This is a genomic window from Snodgrassella sp. M0110 (genome assembly GCF_016101465.1).
GTDB lineage: Bacteria > Pseudomonadota > Gammaproteobacteria > Burkholderiales > Neisseriaceae > Snodgrassella > Snodgrassella alvi.
Window position 1 is genome coordinate 1 of the sequence record NZ_JACFQM010000012.1, and the last position, 16,433, is coordinate 16,433.

Sequence of the window (16,433 nt, forward strand, 5' to 3'; positions counted from 1 at the left end):
TTCGTGTCGCGTCATCAGCGAAGAAGGCGAACTATACGCCTCCACTAATCCCCTGTCAACTCCTGCTTGCATTTATTTTTGACTTTCTCTTCACTCAACTGTTTTTCCTGAGTTTATTTTTGACTCCTTTGACTCAGTTTGATTATTTTTCAAACTTTCATGACTTGCTTTGTCTGTGTGTTTATTAAATGAGTTGTGTATTCATATTCGTTAGTTCTAAAGATTAATACTCTTTAGATTGTGAAAAGGTATCATTGTTTATAATTTGTATTGCTGATATAAGAATGGGTATTTGCAGATTTATTTAAATGTATGACTTATAGATTAGGTATTTTTATACTCGTTTTTGTATTTCTATAAACAATTAGAATAGTCATTTAATTGTTTAAATGTTAATCCGGCTATTTTTATTCGCTGGATTATTGATTGATTTTTTTACTACTATTATGCCCCGTTTTTATTTACCGCCCAGTGTTTTAGTTTCAGATGCATTCTCTTTACCTGATACGGCTGCTCGCCATGTACAGGTGTTACGCTACCAGCCAGGTGAGGTAATTGAGCTTTTTGATGGGCTTGGAAAGGTCTATCAGGCTGAAATTACGTCAATGGGTAAGAAAAATGTGGATGTACTGATTCGTGAAAGTACAGATATTAATTTAGAGTCACCATTAAATATTACGTTGATGCAATCCATATCAAGTAGTGATCGTATGGATTTAACTATTCAAAAAGCTGTGGAGCTGGGCGTAACTATGATTCAGCCAGTACTGACGGAACGCAGTAGCCAGCGCTTAAGTGGCGAACGGGCAATGAAAAAACTTGAGCGCTGGCTGGATATTGCTATTGGTGCCTGTGAACAATGCGGCAGAACGGTAGTACCTCAAATTCAACCGATAACGGGATTGTCAGATGCATTGTGTGCTCTGGGTGTGGATGATTTAAAACTGCTGATGAGTTTAAACCAGCCCCGAGCATTAAATCAGTTTACACAGCCACAGGCAGTAGTATTGCTGGTTGGTCCTGAAGGCGGATTAAGCCAGGCTGAAGAAGAGCTGGCAATTAATCATGGCTTTAATGCAATCAGCACAGGACCCAGAGTATTACGGACAGAAACAGCATCTTTGGCAGCTATTGCGGCAATGCAGTTGCTATGGGGAGACTTTCGCGGGTAAATTAGAAAAATCCAGAACTGATAATAAAACCAGCCAGTTTAGTCTGCTATCTGGCTGGCTCTGTATTAATATTCTTCTGGTATATAACGATAAGGATAATTAGGTTCCTGATAATCACCCTTATCCTGACGTTTTGGTAATTCGACCTTTTTCCGTGGTGTCTTTTTATACGGAATTTCACTCAATATATGTTTAATGATATTCAGACGCGCTTTCTTTTTATCATTAGAATCAACCACGTACCACGGTGCCCATGAGGTATCAGTTGCCATGATCATTTCATCACGAGCCCGGGAGTAATCATACCAGCGACTGTAGGACTTGATATCCATGGGAGAAAGCTTCCAGATTTTACGCGGGTCGTTAATTCGACCAAGCATACGTCTATGCTGTTCTTCCATACTCACTTCAAGCCAGTATTTAAGCAGGATGATACCGGAATTAACTATAGCTTTTTCCATAAATGGAATAACTTCGAGAAATTCCTTACTTTCTTCTTCGGTACAGAATCCCATCACGCGTTCTACACCTGCACGGTTATACCAGCTACGGTCGAAAATAACGACTTCTCCAGCCGCAGGTAAATGAGGAATATAGCGCTGCATGTACATTTGTGACTTTTGGCGTTCACTTGGTGCCGGCAAGGCAATAGTTTGAAAAATACGAGGGCTGACTCTTTCAGTAACAGCTTTAATTGCACCACCCTTACCTGCTCCGTCGCGACCTTCAAAAATAATACATACTTTTTGTCCGGAGGCTTTTACCCATTCTTGCAGGGCAACCATTTCACCCTGAAGTTTTTCCAGCTCTTTGTAGTATTTCTTTTGGGATAGTTTTTTATGTTTGGTATTTTTATCTTGATTATGTTTGGCACTTTTATTCGGACAAGTGTTATTCTGGCTTTCTCCCTGCTCAGTATCAGGTATTTTGGTTTCAGATTGCTGCTGGTTTGCAGTCATAATACTTCCCCTATCTGTTGTTATTAATAATTAAAGTAAATTTAATATTAACAGATTATTAACGTTAACAGTTATTTGCAACATCAGTTACATGTTTTTACAATATTATTTACTGTTCTGTATACATGAATAAACTTAGTTATTGCAGATTTGCGGCAGCAGTGCGCTGTTCATCTTTTACTGTAAACCACCATACGATTAAACCGATGATAGCAAGAGCAACGCCAACCCATGCTGTACTTGTCCATCCCCAACCGGCGGCAATGGTTAAACCGCCTAAATAGGGTCCTAAGGCATTGGCAGCATTAAAAGCACTATGGTTGAGTGCTGCAGCCAGTGTCTGAGCTTCTTTAGCTACATCCATTAAACGGATTTGTAATAATGTACCTACAGCACCGCTCATACCGATTAGTACAACCTGAATACATATCCAGTAAGGATGATGCACTGCAAAAGGATATAAGGCCAGCATAGCAGCAGACCAGGCCAGTAAGCATGCTAATCCACCCATCACATGGCGACCGGCCAGGCGTGGCACGATAATATTGCCAAGAGTCATGCCTACACCGTAAAGACACATCACCAGTGGTACGTTTTTAGGTGACATACCGGTAATATCTTCAAGTGTTGAAGCCATGTAAGCATATATGCCAAACATGCCGCCAAAACCAATGGCTCCTATAGCCAGTGTCAACCATATTTGCCGGTTGGTCAGTGCACTAAGTTCACGCAGCGCATTGCTACCGCCTCCTTGCATACAATTTGCCGGTAAAAAAAGAGCTACCAGTATCACTGTTAAAGCAGCCAGTATGGCAACGATAAGAAAAACAACCCGCCAGCCTACTGCTTGAGCCAACCAGCTACTCAAAGGTACGCCGATGGTGGTAGCAATGGTTAAACCGATCATCATTAATCCTACAGCCTGAGTTCTCTTATCTGGAGGCACCATAGCTGCAGCAACCAGTGCACCAACACCAAAATAGGCACCATGCGGCAAGCCACTTAAAAAGCGAAATAACATCATACTGCGGTAATCTGGAGCCAGCATCGTGCCGAGATGTGTCAGAGAGAAAAATGCCATAAGCACCAGTAACAGGCTGCGCCTGCTAAAGCGTGCACCAAATATGGCAATAACCGGAGCGCCTAGGACAACACCCAGTGCATAAATGCTGATTAGATGCCCTGCTATAGGTTCGCTTATATTTAAACCACTGGCGATATAGGGCAAAACACTCATGGTGGCAAATTCTGTAGTGCCGATTGCAAAACCGCCAACAGCAAGAGCAAATAAAAGCCAGCGGGGATGAGGAATGCGATTAGGTTCTGTGTTCATAGTTGTGTGATTAGGCTGATCAATAGTAGCCAGTAATATTGTGTGTTTATTGTGATTTAATTATAACTAATTGAAAAATATTAATAAAAATAGATTTTAGTTTTTTTTGCATAAGTGTATTGCGGATAATTAAATATTGTTTATTTTTTTGAAAAATAAGATTTTATTTGGTTAGGGTGCATCTATATATTGTCAGTGAATTGCTAAGCCAATATGTTTTACACATTTTCTTTTTTTAAATTAAGTGCAAAGATAATTGAATATTGAGCAGATAATGTTTTTATCAGGTTATTAGGTTTTGTTTGTTACGGTTTTGATGCTTTAGCAGGATATAATAGTATTAATTATGTACTTTTTATTAAGATGTTTTATTTTAAATGAATGGAATAAATGATGAGTAAGCCTAGTGCTCAAATACTTGTAAATCGTCCTGATGATGCACAGTTACTGGCAGATGAAGCAAAGTACTGTTCGTTTGGTGATACGGTACATTATGTGAATCCGCCAAAAATCTTTGATGGCTGCGAAGGCAGCTATATGTACGATAAAAATGGTACGCCTTATCTGGACTTACAGATGTGGTATTCGGCCTGTAATTTTGGCTATGCAAATGAACGGCTGAATGCTGTGCTGAAGCAACAGGTTGATACATTACCGCAATGTGCCAGCCAGTATTTGCATCCTACTAAAATTGAGCTGGCTAAAACCATTGCTCTGGATATGAAACGTAAATTTGGTCATGATGGTCGTGTGCATTTCAATGTCGGTGGTTCTCAGTGTATTGAAGATTCATTGAAAATTATCCGTAATGCATCTGAAGGCCGTTCATTAATGTTTGCGTTTGAAGGTGGCTACCATGGACGTACTTTAGGTGCATCTTCCATTACCTCCAGCTTCCGTTATCGCCGGCGTTATGGCCATTTTGGTGATCGCGCTATGTTTATTCCGTTTCCTTATCCGTTCCGCCGCCCTAAAGGAATGACGGCAGAAGAGTATGGCGAACATTTGGTGGCAGATTTTGCCCGCCTGTTTGAAACAGAATACCATGGTGTGTGGGATCCGAAAGCGGGACAAGCTGAATATGCAGCCTTCTATGTGGAACCACTGCAAGGAACAGGCGGATATATTGTACCGCCACGCAACTACTTTAAAGGACTGAAAAAGGTTCTGGATCAATATGGTATTTTGCTGGTTGTTGATGAAATTCAGATGGGTTTTTATCGCACCGGTAAATTATGGTCAATTGAACACTTTGATGTAAAACCAGATATGCTGGTATTTGCTAAGGCACTGACGAATGGTATGAATCCGCTTGGTGGTCTGTGGGCGCGGGAAGAACTGATTAATCCTCAGGTATTTCCGGCTGGTTCTACTCATTCTACTTTTGCCTCAAATCCATTAGGAACAGCAGTAGGTCTGGAAGTATTTAAGATGATGGCCGAAACTGATTATGAAAAAATGGTTATGGAAAGCGGAGCGTATTTCCTTGAGGGCTTAAAAACACTGGAACAGCGCCATAAGGAAATAGGTGAAGTAGACGGTCTGGGGCTGGCTTTACGTGCCGAAATCTGCACAGAAGACGGCTTTACTCCGAATAAAGCTCTGGTAGACAAAATGGTGGATATTGGTATGTCCGGCGATCTGGACTGGCAGGGTCAGAAAATGGGGCTGGTACTGGATATTGGCGGTTATTACAAAAATGTCATTACTTTTGCGCCTTCATTACATATTACTAAACAGGAAATTGATCAGGGTATTGAATTGCTGGATCAATTGATTACACGTGCTAAAAAAGAGTTAACAGCTTAGGGCTGGTAATGGCAGCCGGCTGATATTCAGGCTGGCTGCCGTATTAGTAAATTATGAATTATCTGACTCAACTGGAACCGAATGAACTGGTCGACACTTTTCTGACCAGTCCGCCTCAGGATTTTACAGCATGGCAATTAACTAGCGGGGTACCGGCATTTGCTGCACGGTTTGATTTACTGACTACCGCAGAATCTGATTTTCAGCAAAAAATTCGCCATTGGCCGTTATTTAACTGGTGGCAGCAGTTTCTGAAACCTGAAACTTGTTTTATTGGTACTACTGTATCGGAATATGCGCTGTTTACTCAACAACAATCTGTGCAGCAGTTAGCGGGGGAAATTAAACAGCATTATGGCAAAAAATATCCGCTGCTGATTGTGAAAGATATTCCTCAGCAATCACCATTACTGAATCATCAGGCAAATGAATATGCTGCATCACTGATACAGGTATTGCAACAAGAAGGATTTATTGCAGTAGAAGGTCAGGCATTAGCCTGGGTACCGATAGATTTTAATGATATTGATGAATATCTAGGCCGTCTGTCTTATCAGCGGCGTAAAAACTTCCGGCGCAAATTAAAAACGCAATCGCTGGTAGAAATCGGTTGTATACACAGTGGTGATGCCTATTTTCAGAATAAGGCCGTTTTAGATGAGTACTATCAGTTATATTTGAATGTTTATAATCAAAGTGAAATCCATTTTGATTTATTAACCAAAGATTTTTTTGTGCGCCTGTTACAGGACAGCAGCAATCAGGCCAGGATTTTTACCTACCATTATCAGCAAGAACTAATTGGTTACAATATCTGTTTTGTTCTGAACGGTATGCTGGTAGATAAGTATATCGGTTTTGTTTATCCTCAGGCACGGGAACTGAATTTGTATTATCTGAGCTGGTTTTACAATCTGAATTATGCCAAAGAGCATGGACTTAAAGTTTATGTCGCCGGCTGGACGGATCCGCAAGTTAAAGCATCTTTAGGTGCACAATTTACTTTTACCAAACATATGGTGTATGTCCGCAATCCTGTTTTAAGAAAGCTACTGGCAAAAATCAGTACTCGTTTCGAACAGGATAAAATCTGGCAGGAAAATAGCAATCAGCCTACTCAGGATAGTAAAAAACATGAATAAAACGGTAATTCTGGATTTTGACCACAGTACAGGATCTATACCAGATGCAGTAAGAATTGAACTTGGTCAATGGCAGGAAGTTATTCGTTTTGGTTGCTCTCAGACCAGTTTTAAGAAATTACAGGCTGAACTGAATCAGCAATTACCCGAACATTATGGTACGGTATTAACCGGCAGTGGCGACTATCATCATATTTCACTATTGTTGATTAAGCGTTTACAGCAATTTTTCAGTGCCTCCAATCCGATACAAGTCATTATTTTTGATAATCATCCGGATAATATGCGTTATCTGTTCGGAATTCACTGTGGTTCGTGGGTCAGCTATGTGGCGCAATTGCCTTTTGTCAGCCATGTACATGTATTAGGTATTACTTCAAATGATATAGGGGTGGCACACAGCTGGGAAAACCGGCTGGCGCCATTATTTCAGGGTAAATTAACTTACTGGTGTATGGATGTACGGGTTGGCTGGGCAAGAACAATTGGTCTGAAACAGGCTTTTCGGGCATTCTCCTCACCAGAAGAACTGGTAAGCACTTTTATCCAGACACAGCAACATACTAATGAACCCGTATATATCTCGATAGACAAAGATGTTCTGGGTAAGGACGTAGTACAAACCAACTGGGATCAGGGGCGCATGCAACTGGAACATTTATTAACTGTGATTAACGCTATGAATCAGCGGATTATTGGCAGCGATATTACTGGTGAAGTATCTCAGTGGGAATATTCCAGCCCGCTAAAACGCTTACTGAGTGCAATGGACAAACAGGAACCCATTCCGGCTACTACACTGACTGCATGGCAAGAAAAACATCATGCGGTTAATCAGCAATTGCTTGCCGCTCTGGCTCAGAATCAGCGCACAGCATCCTGAATAACTTCACATATCCGGGAAAATTGAGCATCAGTAAGCCACAGGCTGTTGGTAATAGTGAACATACGTGCAGCAAAGTCTTCAGCATTCGGCATGGATGAAGCAGGTACAATCGGCTGTAAATAATCGTATTGAGACAATGGGTGAATAAATAACCGCGTTACCCCCAGCGGACTAGTCCATAGCTGTTTTAATACAGCATCGCGATGTTGGCATGCAGGCAATAACACCATTAGAAAAGGCCATACACCCCGACCATGCTGATCGACGATCACCTCTATTCCGGAAATACTCTGCAATTGTTCAATACGCTGGTAGGCCTGCTTTTGCAACATATCTAGAAATGCCGGTAAACGCAGGAAAGCATTAGCAGCTACATGCTGACGCCAGCGACTAACCCGATGCATTGGAATATCAAAATCAAAATCATCTCCAACGGCTGCAATCCATTGCTGCCGGCGCAATGCCTTTCTCCTGCCTTGCCCATAAACAAAATGTAAACCGGCAGGATTATACAAAGCAGTGTATCCAAATAATTCCAGGGTTCTCAGCAACTCCCATTTGCACCGGCGTGGCAATAATTTTTCGGACATAGCTTGTAAATTACTGCGTAATTGCATATCACTGGCGGTTAACAAACCGCCTTCATACATAGTTAGCCCTTTACCGGCTGCCAGACTGAACAGCACAATATCACCATGCTGCCCTACTTCTGCACCCAATGCCTGCGCTGCATCCTCTATCACACTAATCTGATAGGACTGAGCCAGTTGTTTAACGGTACTGACATCTGTCACCCGGCCGCCCAAGTGTGTAGGTATCACTGCCAATACCTGCTCATTTAACAGAGCACTTAACTGAGCGATATCCATATCGATACTACCGGGTTTTAAGTCACATAACTGTAACTGTAAACCACAATGATGAACGGCCAGCGCAACCAGCGGACAGGTATATGCCGGTACAATTACGGTTTTACGCTGTGGCTGTTGCTGCGCCAGTGTTGTTAACGCAATAATCAGTGCTGCTGTACCTGAACAGGTAAGTTGTAAAGGCGGCAGATGCAATTGTTCGCTGACTCTGCTCGTAAGTGACTGAGCTGCCGGCCACCAGTCAGACCACTTTAGCGGTAATCCGGCAGTAGGCGGGTTCTCATAGTAGTATAACATATATAATACTAGTCTTCTGAACCGGAAAAGTTAACACGGCTCATCATCTTTACTATGCTCCTCCGTTTCTATGATTTCTTTTTCAGCCAGTGCTAAAAAGATAATACCAGCCACAATAAATATCGCGCCGAGGATACGAATGTTTGTGATGTGCTCATGAAACAGAAAAGCTGAAACCAGCATTACCGTAACTACTTCCAGATGCGATGCAGCAAATGCCGGACCAACCGGTGCTTTTTTCAACAGCATCATCCAGGTAAAAAAAGCACCAATATAGCCAGCAATGGCAATATATACCCACGGCTGAGTAAATACACGGGAAATCCAGTCCCAATCCGCAGCAAGTGGCTGCGCATGAATAGCAGTTAATTTAAAACTGCTCTGCCCCAATGTATCAAACAATAATAAGAGCGCAAAACCAACTATATAAAATTTACGCATTAGGACGCTCCTACCAGTATTACTCCGATGGTAATACAAAACATACCAGCTAACCGGAAACGGGTAAGCTTTTCCTGAAACAAAACCCGTCCTACCAGCATCAGGACGATAATGTTAATTGAACCAAGCAAAATACCCTGTGACAATGGTACCTGACTTAAAAATGCCAGCCAAAGCAAAAATTCAGCGACATAGGAACCAATCCCAATCCACAACCAGTAATTACTGAACAGATCAATCCAGTAATACCAGCCATTGCGGTTATCTGGCGCAATGGCTGCATATTTAAATGCTATTTGCCCGAGCGTATCAAAACAGATATTGGCAAACCATAAAATGAATACAAGCATCGTCATATAATATTTCCTTTGCTGCGAGATAGATATTCACTTACGCTGTTTGCGCTATATGCTCGAAAAAGGCAACTGATTCATTGATTACTTCGCGCCGCTGGCGATCAATGGTAATCAGGTGATAGCTGTCATCCAGAACAATAAATTTTGTTACCCCGCTGACATACTTTTCTACCAGACGCGCATTAGTTTTGATATTGGCAATATCATCATGACCAGAATGCATAATCAGACAGGGAGCTGTAATCTGTGGCAATTGTCGCCGCACTATTTTGGCCAGTGCCTGCATTTCTGCCAGCGCCGGAAACGGATTACCGGCCAGACCGGCACTGGCACTATCGCCACTGAACATGCTGGCAGCAACAGTTGCACGAATACGTTCATCTTTCAGCCCATACGGTGGTTTCTCTATAAATGAGGTTTTCTGAAATAAATGAAATTTTTTAAAAAACGGTAATAGCACAAAAGATTGTTTTGCCCAGAATGGAATAGACCAGCCATCATAGCTGAATGTTACACCATAGACACCCACACCCTTTACAAGCTCAGGCTGATCGGCCGCCAGTTTCAATGCCAACAGCGCACCCATCGATAATCCTGCTACAAACAGACAATCGACTTTTTGTTTTAGAAATTGCGCAGCCTCCTGCACACTGGCATACCAATCATGCCAGGTAGTCTGACATAAATCAGCTTCATCACCGCAATGGCCGGCCAACTGCATGGCATAGACAGTAAAACCTGCCTGATGCAGCCCTTTGGCCAGAATACGCATTTCATTGGGGGTACCGGTAAGACCATGTATCAGCAAAACACCATTGCGATTGCCTGGTAAAAAATAAGAAGAATCTTGAATCATAATTATAAATCGGGTATTAATGCCCTAGACCGGAGTCAGGCAGCTATTCTCAGCCGGAGCTTTAAGCAACTCAGGCAAAATGTCAGTAACATCGCCAAAATTCTTGATCGGATAATACGCAATCCGTTGTTGCTGACAAAAATCAATTAATTTATCTTTGGCAAATACCATATCTACTTTATCTGCCACACAAAAATCCGATGTACCATCACCAACATAGAAAATCTTTTGAAAACCGGTCAGTTTCCGGCGGTGCTGACATTTACAATTACCACTGGCTTTAAGACAATGATCATTGGCATAAGGAAAATCCAGTTTCCAGCTGCGCTGTTGATTATGCAATAAGCGATTGGCAAAAATCGGTAAGAAATCCAGATTATACCGCTTAAGGATGGACTGGATTGCATAATCCAGCCCGTCACTGACAATATGCACGTTTAAATTTCTGCTTTGTGCAAAACCGATAAATTCACTGAAAGCAGGATCAATTCTAATCTGTGCCAGCACACGGTCTAATTCTGGCTGACTCGCCTGCATATTAGCAATCTGCTGGCGCATGCATTCCTGCGAACCAATGATACCCTCCTGCCATTGCCGCTCCAATAAGGCACATTTCGCATTACCAAAATGATTCAGTAATGTATCCGTAACATCTTTTTCACTGATAGTTCCGTCAAAATCACATAACACTGTATACTGATTTAAATTGTTAGCATAAAAAAGTGGTTGATGATATTTCCGGTAATCAGCAATGGGGAAGAAACAACTCATAGTGTTCCATATAAAAAATTATAAAAAACAATCTAGTATTGTAACAAGGAAAATGAAAGATTATTCAAAACGATTGAAATATCATAAGTTCGGTAAACCTCAACCATACGATTTTTCATGCAGGCAAAGTCCTGCCTGCATGAAAATTAAGTTTAAATTTATAATTTACCGATTGGAGAGTATGGTATTATCAATATATATTGATTAATATCCATTCACTTTGGGCTGTAAATTTCAGACTAATATATCTAAGATAAACAATAAGTACACACTATCAAATTTATCAGTATATCCGTTTGAAACTTAAATTGCTTGTTTGCTACCTATATTACAAATTCTATTTATACCAAATACTGTATTTTATACAGATAGCTGATATGAATAAAAAATTTAGCTAATTAAAGTATATATTCTAATGCATTTCGGTCAGAAATTAAACTAATTAGAATAATAGTTTCTGTAAAGCGCTATAGATGTATAAAATAGTGTTTACTGTAATCTTTACAGTAATTAAAAAATAGTCCGATTGTTAATTAAACTTAATTTTATATCCTAATCAAATTATAGCATCTTCAAATTTATTCCCAATAGTTTTTAATTTTTAAATAAATTTTATTTTAATAACCATATGATATAAATATTATTTTTTAAATAACATATCAATATATTTTCATAATAACAATCAGCAATAATCTCATTATCTCTTTTCTTTCAAATTGAGTCTTTTATAGCAAAATAGCCATAAATAAAAAGTGCGAATTAATTCGCACTTTTTTATCAAAAATATATAACCACTTAATTATAAATTTACTGTACGATAAATTTATCAGTAATTAGTCTGAATCGCATTAGAATCTTGTTTTGGATCCTGAGTAACATCATCCAGATCATGGCCGGGATTCATCACCATATCACCAATTTTTAATGCTGTTGATGCATTCATAATAATAGCCGAAGATAAATTATCACTTACACGATAAATCAGCGCCAACCCAACTTCTTCAGCAGGAATACTCAAATACTTCCCTCTGTTGCGGGAATTCTTGGGATCTGTTGTTAATATAGAATTGAAATGACGACTTTTCTTATATAAGCTGACAACCGTTCCTTTATCTACACCATCCTTACTGCCTACATTAAGTGTAATTGTCTGATAGGGCCCTGCTTCTCCGACGCCATCCATAATATATACAATTTTACCTTTGATCTCAGTAGCCGGAGCATGTGGCATCATCTGAAACGGATCATGTTCATCAGTAATTTTTAATAAATAATCACCCTCATTAATTTCTGATGTCGTATTGGTGATATACATCGGCTGTGCAGTCCTTGTCGGAACTTTAAACACTAAATTTTTACGTGAATAATACTCATCCTCAGGTAAATTGGCAGCTTCATTTGAACTACGCTCAGCTAGTGCACTATTGCGTCCGGCAAGCGTTGCAGCTTCGCCACTAAAGCGTACCAGCTGACCCAGATATTTATGTGTATCAGGATCTTTAATATTCTGTTCTATGCGGTAAATCAGATAACGGCCCGGTTCAAGTGTTTGATCTGCATACACACGATCGCCTGTACTGAACATAACCCGATTTTCATTTCCGGCAATCAGACGAGGTGCTTTAGCGGTCTGCTCTTTGTCAATTACCTGCGGATGTTGTGTAAAGATGCGGTAAAAATCAATATTTAAAGTACTGATACCATAACCAGAAGATAAATCACGTACTTGCGGACGTACTTTAATAGTCGGGATACCACTGTTTTGGTCAAAGCCCAGACGTGGCTGTCCGTTAACATAACGCAGAGTTAAAACCTGGCCCGGGTAGATTTTTTGCGGATTTTGAATCTGAGCCCGGTTAGAGCCCCAAAGTTGAGGCCATTGCCAGGGACTGTAAAGATACTTACCGGATATGCTCCACAGAGTATCACCACTTTTCACTACATATTGTGCTGGTGCATCCGGACGTAATTTTACTTTAGCCATTACTGGTGCAGATATTGCCATACCTAGCGTACACAGCAGAGTTATAATGTGTTTATGCATGTAAAGTATCCTTAGGGAGATTGCTATTTTAAATGATTGTTATATGACATGGTATGGATATTAATAACAGTTTACCTGAATCCATATCAACAATCTTTAAAAAATCCATATTGCCATCATGTAATCAGGTCAGATAGTTGAACAAGGAATTAAACACACAATGGCCCTCTTAAACATTTTACAATATCCTGATGAGCGTTTACATACTGTTGCACAGTCTGTTGCCGAATTTGACGATAGAATTCGTACATTGGTACAGGATATGGCTGAAACCATGTACCAGGCACGAGGTATCGGACTGGCAGCAACTCAGGTTAATGTTCATGAACGCGTAGTAGTAATGGATCTCTCCGAAGAACGTAATCAGCTGCGTGTATTTATTAATCCGGTCATTACTGCCAGAGAAGGTGATACCGAGTACGAAGAAGGCTGTTTATCCGTTCCCGGTATTTATGAGATGGTACACCGCTCTGAACGTATTACCGTTGAAGCTTATGACGAACATGGTGAAAAATTCACACTGGAAGCAGACGGCTTACTGGCCATCTGTGTTCAGCATGAGCTCGATCACCTTGCCGGCAAGGTATTTGTCGAATATCTGTCGCCACTGAAACAGAACCGTATCAAAACCAAACTGAAAAAACGCGCACGCGAAAAAATGTAACGAAATTTATTATCAGACTTTTTATTTATATAGCTATTTGAAAACAATAGCTATTATGCCTGTTGTGGATCTATTACATGAAGCCTTCTGTTATTTTCGCCGGAACCCCTGATTTTGCTGCCGCTGCACTCAATGCTATTGTTACAGCCGGTTTTAACGTGCCTCTGGTACTAACCCAGCCAGACCGCCCTAGCGGGCGCGGGTTAAAGTTACAACCCAGTGCAGTTAAAAAAGTAGCACTGACACACGGTCTCACCGTAATGCAGCCAACCACATTAAAAACGGCCGAAATTCAGGCAATATTGGAAAATCAGCAGGCTGATGTCATGGTTGTAGCTGCTTACGGGCTACTGCTGCCACAGGCTGTGCTTAACATTCCCAGATATGGCTGTCTCAATATTCATGCATCCCTGTTGCCACGCTGGCGTGGTGCCGCGCCGATTCAGCGTGCAATTGAAGCCGGCGATCAGGAAACCGGGGTGTGTATCATGCAAATGGACGCCGGTCTAGATACCGGTTCAGTAATCAGTCGTCATAAATATACTATTAAAACAGACGATACAGCTAGTGAAGTACATGATGCATTAATGCAGCTGGGTGCAGATGCAATTGTTGCTGATTTACAACAAATAGACCAGCTACAGCCAATTCCACAAAGTGAAATAGGCGTTACTTATGCTCATAAATTAAGCAAAGCTGAAGCGCAAATTGACTGGACCCAGCCTGCTGCAGAAATTGTACGAAAAATTCGTGCTTTTAATCCGGTACCCGGAGCATGGACTGTCTGGCAGGATAAACCGCTTAAAATCCGGCGTGCTAAGGTAATTTCATACACAGGCATACCGGGAATGGTTTTACACAGTAATGAACATGAGCTGATTGTAGCCTGTGGCAAAGACTCCATCAGTATTGAAGAAATTCAGAAAGCGGGTAGCAAAGCTATGTCTGTAACCGCATTCCAAGCCGGTAATATCTTGCAACAGGGTACATTACTCGCTTCAGCGGAGACTGATGCATGAGTATGGCTCGCGCCCAGCAATTAGCAGCAAATATCATCGGCGAAGTCCTAAACGGATGTAATCTCAATGAAATTCTGATTACGGTAATACAGCAACATCCTGAACTATCAGCCTCTGACAGAGCTGCATTGCAAGATCTTACTCATGGTAGCCTGCGTTATTTAGGTCTGTTGCAACAACTTGTACAGCAAATGACCACAGCTTCACCACCAGCAGATATTCGCCATCTTCTTATCATTTCTTTATACCAATTACATTTTACTCGCAATGCACATCATGCCGTCGTGAATGAAGCTGTAAATCATGCACGCCGATTGCACGGTGGTCGTTACCAGAAACTGGTTAATGCTCTGTTACGGCGCTTTTTACGCGAGCATGAGGACTTATTAGCAAATGCACTTAAACAGGATACAGCCCGTTTCAATCTACCAGCATGGTGGTTAAACTATCTTAAAAAACATTATCCTCAGCATTGGCATAATATGGTTACAGCAATGGCTCAGCATCCACCTATGACATTGCGAGTCAATCGTCGCTATACTGATGCTGAGCAATATCAAACCAAACTGGCCGCAGCCGGTATATCAGCCAGAATTCTTGATACACACAGCATTATGCTGCAACAGGCAGTAGCCGTATCAAAGCTGCCGGATTTTGCTGCAGGACATGTGTCTGTACAGGATTTTGGTGCTCAGCAAGCCATTCCTTTACTGAATCCGCAATCCGGTGAACGCATTCTGGATGCATGTGCTGCACCGGGTGGTAAAACCGGACATATACTTGAATGGGCAGACTGCGATGTAACAGCACTGGATATAGATTCGCAGCGTCTTGAGCGCGTACAGGATAATCTGCAACGCCTGCAGCAGCAGGCACATTTGCATTGTGCCGACGCAAAAGATCTGCACTCATGGTATGATGGCAACACCTTTGATGCCATTCTTGCTGATGTTCCCTGTACGGCTTCAGGTGTAGTAAAACGTCACCCAGATATCAAATGGTTGCGTCAGCCACAGGACGGACAGAAAACGGCATTACAACAGGAAATTTTACTGGATAATCTGTGGCTGACATTAAAATCAGGCGGGCGCCTGCTTCTGGCCACCTGTTCAATTTTTATGGAAGAAAACCAGCAACAGTTAACTCATTTTTTAAACCGACATGCGGATGCCCGCGAGCATCAATCCCGTATTTTGTTACCGAATAGCAGACAAGATGGCTTTTTTTACGCGCTTATCGATAAAATCTAGTCTACTTTTTGCCTGTCTCCTTTGCCTGAGCATCGCTGTAGCATTGGCAGAAGGCATCAGTACCATACGTGCTCAGGCTAGTATTGCCAGCAATGGTCAGCTTTCTATCAATACACGTTTTAATACACAGCTGCCAGATCAGCTCAAGCAGGCTCTGACTCAGGGTGTGCCATTAAATTTCAATCTGAATTACCAGTTAACAGCCCCGACACTTGCTTCTTACCGTAATCGGATTAATAACCTGATTGGCGGTGATAGTCTTATCCAGTATAAGCTGGCCTATCATCCGCTTACTAACCGCTACCGTGTCAGCATGGGTTCCACTTTCTCTACAGAATACAATAGTCTTGACACTGCACTGAGAGCCATTGGCGCTGCAGCCAACTGGCGTGTACTGAACACCGGCACACTCAGTGGCGTCTCAGCAGGAGAGGTTCGTGCTGATGTTCGCCTGAGTCTGAGCATCAGTCAGCTACCTAAGCCATTCCAGATCAATGCGCTCACATCTCATAGCTGGCAACTGGATTCCGGCTGGCATCGTCTCACAATTAACGCGGACTGAATA

At 41.6% G+C, this 16,433-nt stretch carries 16 protein-coding genes; 8 read left to right on the plus strand and 8 right to left on the minus strand.

Features of this window, described 5'->3' with window-relative positions:
- Positions 1-446: 446 nt before the first annotated feature.
- Positions 447-1,172 (plus strand): 16S rRNA (uracil(1498)-N(3))-methyltransferase, encoded by a 726-nt coding sequence (locus H3T84_RS10990; protein WP_025329816.1) that lies wholly within the window; start codon positions 447-449, stop codon positions 1,170-1,172.
- A gap of 65 nt (positions 1,173-1,237) precedes the next feature.
- On the opposite strand, the gene ppk2 is transcribed toward H3T84_RS10990, so the two are convergent.
- A complete protein-coding gene (ppk2, locus tag H3T84_RS10995) occupies positions 1,238-2,131 on the minus strand; it encodes a polyphosphate kinase 2 (RefSeq protein WP_198219133.1) in 894 nt (297 codons plus the stop codon).
- 139 nt (positions 2,132-2,270) lie between these two features.
- A complete protein-coding gene (locus tag H3T84_RS11000; protein ID WP_025329814.1) occupies positions 2,271-3,464 on the minus strand; it encodes an MFS transporter in 1,194 nt (397 codons plus the stop codon).
- A gap of 393 nt (positions 3,465-3,857) precedes the next feature.
- On the opposite strand from H3T84_RS11000, the gene H3T84_RS11005 reads away from it, so the two are divergent.
- From H3T84_RS11005 to H3T84_RS11015, 3 genes are read left to right on the plus strand one after another with little or no spacing between them, the layout of a single operon-like run.
- The gene (locus H3T84_RS11005; protein ID WP_025329813.1) at positions 3,858-5,273 is read left to right on the plus strand and encodes an aspartate aminotransferase family protein; all 1,416 of its coding nucleotides are present in this window, start codon (positions 3,858-3,860) and stop codon (positions 5,271-5,273) included.
- 53 nt (positions 5,274-5,326) lie between these two features.
- Positions 5,327-6,415 (plus strand): GNAT family N-acetyltransferase, encoded by a 1,089-nt coding sequence (locus tag H3T84_RS11010; protein WP_198219134.1) that lies wholly within the window; start codon positions 5,327-5,329, stop codon positions 6,413-6,415.
- Positions 6,408-7,298: an arginase family protein gene (locus tag H3T84_RS11015; protein WP_025329811.1), complete on the plus strand. Its 891-nt coding sequence runs from the start codon at positions 6,408-6,410 to the stop codon at positions 7,296-7,298. The genes H3T84_RS11010 and H3T84_RS11015 overlap by 8 nt, the downstream gene beginning before the upstream one ends.
- Here H3T84_RS11015 and H3T84_RS11020 read toward each other — a convergent pair.
- From H3T84_RS11020 to H3T84_RS11045, 6 genes are all read right to left on the minus strand, one after another.
- Positions 7,280-8,467: a DegT/DnrJ/EryC1/StrS family aminotransferase gene (locus H3T84_RS11020; RefSeq protein ID WP_198219135.1), complete on the minus strand. Its 1,188-nt coding sequence runs from the start codon at positions 8,465-8,467 to the stop codon at positions 7,280-7,282. The two genes, H3T84_RS11015 and H3T84_RS11020, sit on opposite strands and share 19 nt — an antisense overlap.
- A gap of 30 nt (positions 8,468-8,497) precedes the next feature.
- Positions 8,498-8,908: a multidrug efflux SMR transporter gene (locus H3T84_RS11025; RefSeq protein ID WP_025329809.1), complete on the minus strand. Its 411-nt coding sequence runs from the start codon at positions 8,906-8,908 to the stop codon at positions 8,498-8,500.
- Complete coding sequence (locus tag H3T84_RS11030; protein WP_037475176.1) at positions 8,908-9,264, minus strand: EamA family transporter; 357 nt, start codon at positions 9,262-9,264, stop codon at positions 8,908-8,910. Before H3T84_RS11030 ends, H3T84_RS11025 begins: the two co-directional genes overlap by 1 nt.
- A 34-nt stretch (positions 9,265-9,298) precedes the next feature.
- Positions 9,299-10,120 carry a carboxylesterase gene (locus H3T84_RS11035; protein WP_198219136.1) on the minus strand — a complete coding sequence of 274 codons (822 nt, stop codon included), beginning with the start codon at positions 10,118-10,120 and terminating at the stop codon, positions 9,299-9,301.
- 24 nt (positions 10,121-10,144) lie between these two features.
- Positions 10,145-10,891, minus strand: a complete 747-nt coding sequence (locus H3T84_RS11040; RefSeq protein WP_037475182.1) for an MtnX-like HAD-IB family phosphatase — start codon at positions 10,889-10,891, stop codon at positions 10,145-10,147.
- 826 nt (positions 10,892-11,717) lie between these two features.
- Positions 11,718-12,935 carry a LysM peptidoglycan-binding domain-containing protein gene (locus H3T84_RS11045; RefSeq protein WP_174832815.1) on the minus strand — a complete coding sequence of 406 codons (1,218 nt, stop codon included), beginning with the start codon at positions 12,933-12,935 and terminating at the stop codon, positions 11,718-11,720.
- Positions 12,936-13,095: 160 nt separating this feature from the next.
- Here H3T84_RS11045 and def point away from each other — a divergent pair, with 160 nt between their 5' ends.
- From def to H3T84_RS11065, 4 genes are all read left to right on the plus strand, one after another.
- A complete protein-coding gene (def, locus tag H3T84_RS11050; protein WP_037475188.1) occupies positions 13,096-13,599 on the plus strand; it encodes a peptide deformylase in 504 nt (167 codons plus the stop codon).
- 77 nt (positions 13,600-13,676) lie between these two features.
- Positions 13,677-14,618 carry a methionyl-tRNA formyltransferase gene (gene fmt, locus H3T84_RS11055; RefSeq protein ID WP_037475190.1) on the plus strand — a complete coding sequence of 314 codons (942 nt, stop codon included), beginning with the start codon at positions 13,677-13,679 and terminating at the stop codon, positions 14,616-14,618.
- Positions 14,615-15,868 (plus strand): 16S rRNA (cytosine(967)-C(5))-methyltransferase RsmB, encoded by a 1,254-nt coding sequence (rsmB, locus tag H3T84_RS11060; protein WP_198219137.1) that lies wholly within the window; start codon positions 14,615-14,617, stop codon positions 15,866-15,868. Before fmt ends, rsmB begins: the two co-directional genes overlap by 4 nt.
- Positions 15,834-16,430 carry a DUF4390 domain-containing protein gene (locus H3T84_RS11065; protein WP_037475193.1) on the plus strand — a complete coding sequence of 199 codons (597 nt, stop codon included), beginning with the start codon at positions 15,834-15,836 and terminating at the stop codon, positions 16,428-16,430. Before rsmB ends, H3T84_RS11065 begins: the two co-directional genes overlap by 35 nt.
- Positions 16,431-16,433 lie beyond the last annotated feature (3 nt).

What these genes read in the sequence shown, in the direction of transcription:
- ppk2 (WP_198219133.1), bottom strand. Translation starts at nt 2,131, where the DNA reads ATGACTGCAAACCAGCAGCAATCTGAAACCAAAATACCTGATACTGAG.
- H3T84_RS10990 (WP_025329816.1), top strand. Translation starts at nt 447, where the DNA reads ATGCCCCGTTTTTATTTACCGCCCAGTGTTTTAGTTTCAGATGCATTC.
- rsmB (WP_198219137.1), top strand. Translation starts at nt 14,615, where the DNA reads ATGAGTATGGCTCGCGCCCAGCAATTAGCAGCAAATATCATCGGCGAA.
- H3T84_RS11065 (WP_037475193.1), top strand. Translation starts at nt 15,834, where the DNA reads ATGGCTTTTTTTACGCGCTTATCGATAAAATCTAGTCTACTTTTTGCC.
- H3T84_RS11045 (WP_174832815.1), bottom strand. Translation starts at nt 12,935, where the DNA reads ATGCATAAACACATTATAACTCTGCTGTGTACGCTAGGTATGGCAATA.
- def (WP_037475188.1), top strand. Translation starts at nt 13,096, where the DNA reads ATGGCCCTCTTAAACATTTTACAATATCCTGATGAGCGTTTACATACT.
- fmt (WP_037475190.1), top strand. Translation starts at nt 13,677, where the DNA reads ATGAAGCCTTCTGTTATTTTCGCCGGAACCCCTGATTTTGCTGCCGCT.
- H3T84_RS11040 (WP_037475182.1), bottom strand. Translation starts at nt 10,891, where the DNA reads ATGAGTTGTTTCTTCCCCATTGCTGATTACCGGAAATATCATCAACCA.
- H3T84_RS11005 (WP_025329813.1), top strand. Translation starts at nt 3,858, where the DNA reads ATGAGTAAGCCTAGTGCTCAAATACTTGTAAATCGTCCTGATGATGCA.
- H3T84_RS11010 (WP_198219134.1), top strand. Translation starts at nt 5,327, where the DNA reads ATGAATTATCTGACTCAACTGGAACCGAATGAACTGGTCGACACTTTT.
- H3T84_RS11035 (WP_198219136.1), bottom strand. Translation starts at nt 10,120, where the DNA reads ATGATTCAAGATTCTTCTTATTTTTTACCAGGCAATCGCAATGGTGTT.
- H3T84_RS11030 (WP_037475176.1), bottom strand. Translation starts at nt 9,264, where the DNA reads ATGACGATGCTTGTATTCATTTTATGGTTTGCCAATATCTGTTTTGAT.
- H3T84_RS11025 (WP_025329809.1), bottom strand. Translation starts at nt 8,908, where the DNA reads ATGCGTAAATTTTATATAGTTGGTTTTGCGCTCTTATTATTGTTTGAT.
- H3T84_RS11015 (WP_025329811.1), top strand. Translation starts at nt 6,408, where the DNA reads ATGAATAAAACGGTAATTCTGGATTTTGACCACAGTACAGGATCTATA.
- H3T84_RS11000 (WP_025329814.1), bottom strand. Translation starts at nt 3,464, where the DNA reads ATGAACACAGAACCTAATCGCATTCCTCATCCCCGCTGGCTTTTATTT.
- H3T84_RS11020 (WP_198219135.1), bottom strand. Translation starts at nt 8,467, where the DNA reads ATGTTATACTACTATGAGAACCCGCCTACTGCCGGATTACCGCTAAAG.